Source organism: Streptomyces sp. NPDC028368 (assembly GCF_055565615.1).
In genome coordinates, this window is sequence record NZ_JBVHTY010000041.1 from 1 (window position 1) to 7,555 (window position 7,555).

Sequence of the window (7,555 nt, forward strand, 5' to 3'; positions counted from 1 at the left end):
CTCGCCAACTGGAACGAGCAACCCAGACCCTTCACCTGGACGAAAACAGCCGACGAAATCCTCGACAAAATCGCCGCCTACTGCCACCGAATCTCCGACTCAGGTCACTAGGTAGGCACCCTCAACAGTGCGGTAGGTCGGTGCGGTGAGCATGAGACTCCAGGTCAGTACGCAGCCGCGGGCGCGACTGGTGGACAAGGACGCTGTACGGCAGTGCTGAGCGGTAGCGGGCGTGGGGAGAGCTCAGTTGGGTGGGAGTCCTCTCCCCACGCCGCTCGTCCGGCGCCGAGCCCTGTTGCGGGTCCGGCTGCCGGGTGGTGCACCCGCCCTGCCAATCGGGAGTCACGCACCGACGGCGGGCGGGCGGTCTGTGGTCACGGGCCTGCGGACAGGGCCTCGGTGATGACGGCGGCGTAGGCGAACGAGTGCCCGGCGGAAGGCATCCGGCGGACGTTCCTATGCCCGGCACGCCACTGGGCGGTCGGGACAATGCCCGGCGGCAGGGGAGGCCACGGTCCCAGAATCGCCCGGATCTGCTCCAGCGGGCGCGGCCGGTACGCGATGCCGGCTTCGGCATAGTGGTCGACGAGGTCCTGCATCGCTTCTGGCTCCATGTCGGTGCTGGCGTGGGTTACGGAGATGGCGCTGCCAGCCGGAAGCCAGTCCCGCAACGCGGCCATCGCAGCCTCCGCCGACTCGTCACTCACCCACGGCAGCAGGTCGTGCGCCAGGACCGCGATGGGCTGGCTGCGGTCGAGGCCCTGGAGTTCGGTGGCCCCGAACAGTTCGTCGATCTGGCAAATGTCCGCCTCGACCGCATCGGTGGACAGGTCTTCCGCCAGAACCATGCGTGCGCGCACACCACCGGCTCGTTGTCCACGTAGACGACACGAGCGTCCTCGTGGACGCTGCGCGCGGCCTCGTACGTCAGCGCCGGATCGTGGCACTGGCGCTTCTTGTTCCACCCGGACGGCAGTCCGCACCCCAGGTCCAGGAACTGGATGATCCCGAGATCACGCGCGAGGGTCGTGACGACGTGAGGCCGGTGCCGCTGGTTGATCTTCACCATGTTCGGCAGCCACGGGGCCGACTTCACGAGGAGTCGGGCTAGTTGCCGGTCCGAGTGGTAGTTGTCGGATCCGCCTGTCAGGTAGTTGTCGACCCTCGCGACCGCGGGACTGCGGAACCAGTTTTCAGGCAGGTCGGTGCGCCGAGGCGTCTCTTGCGTCGCGTTCATTCGGTGTCCTCGTCGGCTGGGGCGGGAGCGGCTCCACCGGTGGCGCGGAGCAGGGCTTGGATCAGGCGGGCGAGGTTCCGGGCTCTGTGGGCGGCCGCACGCGCCGAACGGCCGGGAGGCTGCATGTAGAGGCGGCGGGCGGCTTCGCTGAGCGTCGCCTGCGCCCCGCGGTGGATGTCTGAGCCAGACGGCAACTGGCGGTACATGGTGACCAGCTCGCATTCGAGGACTCGCCCGTAGGCCGTGAACTGCTCCACCAGTTCCAGGCTGACGTCGACCTCCGGCAGGCTTCTGAGGTCCCATTGGAGGGCCATCTCGACGAGCGGCAGGATCTCGACTTTGTCGGGGATGGGCGCGGTCACGGCAGCCATGCGATCACCTGCTGTGCGGTCAGGACCTGGTACGTCCACGCCTGCGTGATGGCGTGAGCGCGGTTCTGGGATTGCAGGTTCGCCAGCAGCTCGCGCCCGTCCCGGCGGATGATTTCGACCCCCCGTTCGAGCTCGGTTGCCATCTGCGAGGCCGTCATTCCCTGTGGGATGAGCGGCACGAGGTCACACTGCTCGCGCGGCAGGTACAGCGACTCGGGGTCCAACAGCTGCGGCTGGTCGATGGCCTTGGCGGCGTAGGCGACGGCTAGCGCGGCAGCTGTCTCGCTCACGCCGTACAACTTCCGCTTGGCGAGCTTGAGATAGCCCGAGGCCGTACCCTCCCGGATCTGGAGGCGCAGCGCGACCGCGGCGAGCATGCTGCCGTCGGCCAAGCCCTCGAGGACCTGACGCTCCCTTGGTGCGAGGATGACCTTCGCTACGGTCCTGGTCATCAGGCCGCCTCTACCCTCGCACGACACCGCACAGGGTCGATGACCTGTCCGTCAGGCAACAGTTCACCGGTGTCGTCGAAGAGCAGGACGCCGTTGCACAGCAGGCTCCTTCTCTGCACTTCACTCGCATGGGTGTTGGGAGGAGCGCAGGCCGTGGAAACCTCGTTGCTGCCCGAGGGCGTCACCTGGATCATGTCGCCATGGGGAGACGACCGAGCACAAAGACCGACAGTGCGCCTGTAGCTGCGGGTGTGCGTGTGGACTGGTGGGCTGTTCCCCACGGTGTGCGAAGCCAGGTTGAGGAACGTCTGGGGGCGCCTGTGCAAAGCGCCGTTACCCAGGCCGGTGGCTTCTCGCCTGGGGTTGCAGCCCGCATGCGTCTTGTCGACGGCCGACGGGTGTTCGTGAAGGCGGTGGGCGCTGAACCAAACCCTGACACCCCTGACCTCCACCGGTCCGAGGCACGGATCACCGCGGCCTTGCCGATCGCAGCGCCTGTGCCGCAGCTGCTCATGACCTTGGATCTCGAAGGCTGGGTCGTTTTGGTCTTCGAAGACGTCGACGGAAGAATGCCGGCCCAGCCTTGGCAGCTGGACGAGCTCCACCGTGTTCTTGCAGCGGCTAACGAGCTGTCCGTGCTGCTCGATCCTTCGCCGATCGCGGCGCCACCGGTTGCTGATCGGTTCGGCGAGAAGTTCCAAGGCTGGCGTCTGCTTTCCGCTGCTTCCGCGGATGGGACAGACGACCTGGCCTGGCTCGATCCCTGGGCACGACGCAATCTGGGACGCCTCGTCGACCGAGAAGCCGCCTGGATCGCAGCTGCAGCCGGTAGTGCCTTGATCCATGGCGATCTGCGGGCGGACAACGTTCTGCTGACCGACGACCGCGTCATGGTCGTCGACTGGCCGTGGGCCGCAGTCGGAGCTTCGTGGTTTGACGTCGTCGCGATGGGCCCGAGCGTGATCATGCAGGGCGCCCCGGATGCGGTGAGTCTTCTTGATCAGCACCTGTTCGCTCGTGGTGCTGACCCGGAAGATGTCACCACCGTGCTCATCGCTATGGCTGGATACTTCCTTCGTCAGTCCGTGCAGGCCCCGCCGCCGGGGCTGCCGACGGTGCGGGACTTTCAGCGTGCTCAGGGTCAAGCTGCACTCCATTGGGTGCGTGAGCGGACACATTGGCGATAGAGCCTCGGGAAAGCCCGAGGTCAAGTTCCTGGTGAATCGGGCGTGGGCGTGGGATGCCGAGGTCGGCGACGGGCCTCTTGACGAGTCGGGCGGCCTCGGCTTGCTTGGCGCGGAGGAAGGTCAGCGTCGAGTCGATGCCTTCGACCTCGCCGAGCCAGTGCTCCTCCTGGGCCCGCTTGCGGCGCAGGAGGAGGTCCCTCTCGATCTCCGCGAGGCGGGGCAGCATCTTGGGGTTGACCTGGAGCATCGGGCAGCGGATGCAGGCGTGTTCGTGGTTGCAGGGGGTGCCGTAGGGGCGGGCGCAGTTGCCGAGTTCGACCTTGCGCTTGTCGAAGTGCTCCTCGAAGTCGGCCCACTCATCGGGTGTGACCTCGGGGTATTCGATCTCCGGTCGGAGCGAGCGGCGGTGGTTCAGGAACCGCTGGTAGTTGGCGACGATGTCCTCGGCGAAGACCGCGACGTAGCCCTGGAGGGTCTGGAGGTTCAGGTGGCCGAGCAGGGCGGCGCCGATGTGGATGGGCAGGCCGCCGTTGACGATCTCGGTGGCGAAGAGCCGTCGGAAGTCGTGCGGCGTGAAGGTCATGTCGGCGAAGGCCCGGTGGGTCTCGGCGAGTTCCTCGCAGCTGCGGGCGAACATGTGGATGAACGTGGTTGGGGAGATCACTGATCGCTGCGTGCCGTTTTGGCGTTGCATGAGGAACGGCATGGGCTCTGACCAGGTCTTCTCGTGCGGGTCGTAGCGGTTGAGCAGGCGGACCGGCCGGCCGTCGGGGGTGAGGCGGCGGATGATCTGGGCGACGGCGTGGAACAGGTCCGCGGACATCGGGATGACGCGCTCGCGCTCGCTCTTGGACGGGGCGATGACGAGCAGGGCGATGACCTCGTTGTTCGGGCGCCGATACTGGCGGATGCTCAGGTGGGTGAGCTCGCAGAGCTCTTCGACGCGGATGCCGCTGTGTCGCAGGATCTCCAGGCCGGCCCACTCCCAGAACGCGGTGTCCTCGGTGAGCGTGACGTTGAGGACCTGCCCGTCCTCGTCGGTGACGCGGACGGGTGGCTCGTCCTGGCTCTTGGCCCAGGTTCGATCGCGGTCGCTGTCCGTGCGCCGGTAGGAGTGTCCGTCGTGCTCGAAGGTCTCTCCGAGCTCGACCGCGCGGGCTTTCTTGAGCAGGCCCGTTAAGTGCTCGTAGCGGCCTTCGACGTGTGCGACCAGGGTGGGCAGCAGCGGTTGGCGGACCCGGATGCGGTCGGACATCCGCTGGTGGATCTCCCGCTTGCGCTTGGCGAACCCCTTGAGTTCCTTCGGCCGGATGGGGCAGGGCACCACCCACTGGGCCCACTGCTCGGGCTCGTTGATGGCCCAGCTGTGCAGGTCGAGATAGAGGGCGCGGACGGCCAGGAGGATGCCGGAGTCGTCCGCGCGGGTGCGGCGCTCGTCGCGGTCCCACCGCTTGATGGCCTCGCGCCACTGGTCATAGACCTCGGGGCTCAGCGCCAGGTCCTGCTGTCCCGGGTTGATCTTCTCAATCTTGGCCCAGAACGTGTTCGCGAGCTGGCGGGTCAGGGCCGTGATGGTGGTGTAGTCGGTGCCGGCCCGGCGCCGGGTCAGGTAGTCGATCAGCAGCTGGCGGACGCCCTGGTGCTGGATGGGGTAGCGGTCGACGAGCTGGGTGACGGTGAGCTGGCCGCGATAGACGTAGGCCCGCAGGGTCGGCGGAGTGCCGGGCGGGAAGTGGCCCATCTGGTGCAGCACCTGCCAGGTGCCCAGGCCCGCGAAACGGGTCGCCCCCGCCTTGCTGCCGTGGGTCACCCCGAGCCGCTTGCACTCCAGGCCGAAGTGCAGCAGCGCAGACGGCGTCAGATCCTCCAGCGCGATGCCACCCGTGGTCAGGGCAGCGGTCAGGTCGAACTTCGCCCGGTCACGGTGCATGCGGTGGACGTCGAAGGCGTCGGCCGCGGCGAAGAACTTCTCCAGCAGCGGATCGGGCTGGAGTTCGCGGAATCTCTGCGGGTAGTCCCGGAACCGGTTCGCGCGGAAGCCGGAGATCGACGGCCGGACGACCCGCAGGCAGAACGCCAGCTTGATCCCGGCGATCAGATCCGCACTGTCAACGCGGTCGCCCTCGCGCGCCAGGACGCGTAGCGACTCGGCGCCTTCGTCGTCGAAGCCACTGGCCTGCCACCTTTCCTGCCAGGTGTCGCCCGGCATCTCCTCCAGGACGGAGAAGACCCGCCGGACGGCGATCCGCCGACGCCCCGGGTTCGGCTGGCCCTTGGTGACCCGCTCGACGATGCGCAGGATCTCGGAGGCCGGGGCCCGGGAGAGGTCCCCGTAGGGCCCCGGCGGTGTGCTGGGCAGCGGCACCGGTGCCGCCTTCAGCTCCGCGCCGGCGAACCGCGTGACGGGAGCGGGGACGAACGGCTCGTCGCCGCTGTAGTCGACGCGGCGGTTGCGGGCGGTGAAGGTCTGGAGGTCAGCCACCGAACACCGCCTTGAAGTCGTCCGGGTCGTAGCCGGGAGCGATGGCGGGCTGGAGGCGGGGGCGCTGGTAGTGGGCCTGGAGGGCGTCGAAGAGGTCCTCGACGCGGGCGTGCAGGTAGCGGCCGGTGGTGGCCAGGTCCGCATGCCGCAGGATGGCCCGGACCTCGACCAGGGTCAGGTTCGGGTCGTTGGCCATCCTCTCGGCCGCCGTGTGTCGCAGGTCGTGAAGGCTCCAGTTCGTGCCCAGCCGGTCGTTGGCGCGCTGGATGACGCGCCGCATTGCCCAGTAGGTGAGCGGCTTGTCCGGGCCGCGGCGGGTGCGGAAGACCGGCTCGTGCGGGGCGGGCATGCCCATCGCGTCGAGGTAGGCGGCCAGCACCACCAGGGCCTGCGGGCTCGCCGGGATCGGCTCGCGCAGCTTCGTGCCCTTGGAGACGACGTAGACGATCTGGGCAGGCCAGTCGACATCGGCCGGGGTGACCCCGAGCAGCTCGGAGGCGCGGGCGCCGCTGGAGACGTAGAGCAGCACCGCGGCGCGGTCCCGGTCATGGTTCATGGCGACGAAGAACTCGTCCCACATCGCGTCCGGGATGGCCCGGGGCTCGGTGGCCGGGACACGCTGACGCAGACGGGAGCGGCGGAAGGCCGGCACAGCCTCCGCCGGACTGCGGTGGGCCAGAGCCCGGCGCCGTGCCTCCGAGACCGGCACCGGATTCACCAGCGGGCCGTTGCCCAGGTCGCGGTGGAAGTCGTAGAAGCTGGCCACCACGGTCAGGGCGTGGTTGATCGTCGCCGGGGCGTAGCCGGCCTTGAGGTACCGCTTGCCGGTGCGCGGGTTGACCGACCCGGGCTGCGGCGCGTCCGGCCGAGTGCGGCGGCGCTGCGGATTCGGTGCCGCACGAAGCCATCCCACTATCACTGCCACCTCCCCTTCCGTTGCCTTGTCCCAGGTCACGTTCAAGAGCCACAGGAACCGGAACCACCGCAGCAGGTCATTGGCGTAACTGCGGCTGGTTGCTGGGCTGTTGTCGTTCAGAGCGAGATCCCGCAGGTAGGGCGTCACCGACTCGACCGGGCTTCCCGCCGGGTCGAGTACGGCGTACGCCGGATGCTGGGTCTCCAGCTGAACGACCGAGCCGACGCGGGGCAGGGCAGCCCGCCCCTCCATCAGCTGGTTGCGCAGGTGCGACGTCACACAGAACTCCTTGGGCAGTCGGACATCGCAGTGCCCAACGACCTCAAGAAGGTGCAGTTAACACACCAGCCCTGCTCGGGGTGGTGCGCCACCAGGTGCGCGGCCTCCCGATCGGACGCGTCGGGCGGCGGGCACGGTGGCTGATGCTGGCACATGGGAGAACTCCGGAATCGGGGGTGTGGTTTCGCCGTGCGGTGTGTGTGGTTGTCGCTACCGGCCGACCCGCTTCAGGGCAGGTAGTGGCGGGCCGGCCAGCAGCGCCGGGCACCCAGGGGTGGGGGTTGCCGGCTGGTCCCTCGCGGTGCCGACCGTTCATCGGCGCCGGGAGGAGTTGAGGCGTCGTCGCCACCGATGGCGACGACGGGGCGTGGCCTGGCTGATCACCAGCAGGCGGTGTGCAGAGTGCAGGAGGACGCGCAGCCGCCGTCGTGCCGGGTAGCTTTGGCTGACGTGGGGGCCGTCGAGGAGAGCGCGGGCGTGGTCGACCGCAGGCATAGCCAACGAGGTTTGCCGGGTGCGTCCCGTACAGATCGGCAGTGAGCTTGTTCCGCCTTGACGGACACCATCGGTGTGGTGGTCAGGCTGCGAGTGCGGTCTCGTATTCGGCGGGACTGCGGTAGTCGAGGCTGCT

The 7,555-nt window shown here is 68.3% G+C and carries 5 protein-coding genes and 3 pseudogenes; 1 reads left to right on the forward strand and 7 read right to left on the reverse strand.

Going from position 1 to position 7,555, the window contains the following annotated elements; translation table 11 throughout:
- Positions 1 to 374: 374 nt before the first annotated feature.
- The 4 genes and pseudogenes from ACZ4S3_RS40145 to ACZ4S3_RS40160 form a co-directional block, all read right to left on the reverse strand.
- Positions 375 to 1,237: pseudogene (locus ACZ4S3_RS40145) on the reverse strand (SAM-dependent methyltransferase).
- Complete coding sequence (locus ACZ4S3_RS40150; RefSeq protein WP_467943738.1) at positions 1,234 to 1,608, reverse strand: DUF6415 family natural product biosynthesis protein; 375 nt, start codon at positions 1,606 to 1,608, stop codon at positions 1,234 to 1,236. Before ACZ4S3_RS40150 ends, ACZ4S3_RS40145 begins: the two are co-directional and overlap by 4 nt.
- Positions 1,596 to 2,060, reverse strand: a complete 465-nt coding sequence (locus ACZ4S3_RS40155; protein ID WP_467943740.1) for a LuxR C-terminal-related transcriptional regulator — start codon at positions 2,058 to 2,060, stop codon at positions 1,596 to 1,598. Before ACZ4S3_RS40155 ends, ACZ4S3_RS40150 begins: the two co-directional genes overlap by 13 nt.
- On the reverse strand, positions 2,060 to 2,254 hold the full coding sequence (locus ACZ4S3_RS40160; protein ID WP_467943742.1) for a DUF5999 family protein: 195 nt from the start codon (positions 2,252 to 2,254) through the stop codon (positions 2,060 to 2,062). The genes ACZ4S3_RS40155 and ACZ4S3_RS40160 overlap by 1 nt, the downstream gene beginning before the upstream one ends.
- 180 nt (positions 2,255 to 2,434) lie before the next feature.
- On the opposite strand from ACZ4S3_RS40160, the gene ACZ4S3_RS40165 reads away from it, so the two are divergent.
- Positions 2,435 to 3,247, forward strand: a complete 813-nt coding sequence (locus tag ACZ4S3_RS40165) for a phosphotransferase (protein WP_467943744.1) — start codon at positions 2,435 to 2,437, stop codon at positions 3,245 to 3,247.
- Between the two features lie 460 nt (positions 3,248 to 3,707).
- On the opposite strand, the pseudogene ACZ4S3_RS40170 reads toward ACZ4S3_RS40165, so the two are convergent.
- From ACZ4S3_RS40170 to ACZ4S3_RS40180, 3 genes and pseudogenes are all read right to left on the reverse strand, one after another.
- A pseudogene (locus ACZ4S3_RS40170) lies at positions 3,708 to 5,456 on the reverse strand (site-specific integrase); the annotation flags it as partial.
- A gap of 265 nt (positions 5,457 to 5,721) precedes the next feature.
- Positions 5,722 to 6,924, reverse strand: a complete 1,203-nt coding sequence (locus ACZ4S3_RS40175; RefSeq protein ID WP_467943746.1) for a tyrosine-type recombinase/integrase — start codon at positions 6,922 to 6,924, stop codon at positions 5,722 to 5,724.
- A 53-nt stretch (positions 6,925 to 6,977) separates the two neighbouring features.
- Positions 6,978 to 7,079 (reverse strand): annotated as a pseudogene (locus ACZ4S3_RS40180) (DUF5999 family protein); the annotation flags it as partial.
- Between the last annotated feature and the right edge of the window lie 476 nt (positions 7,080 to 7,555).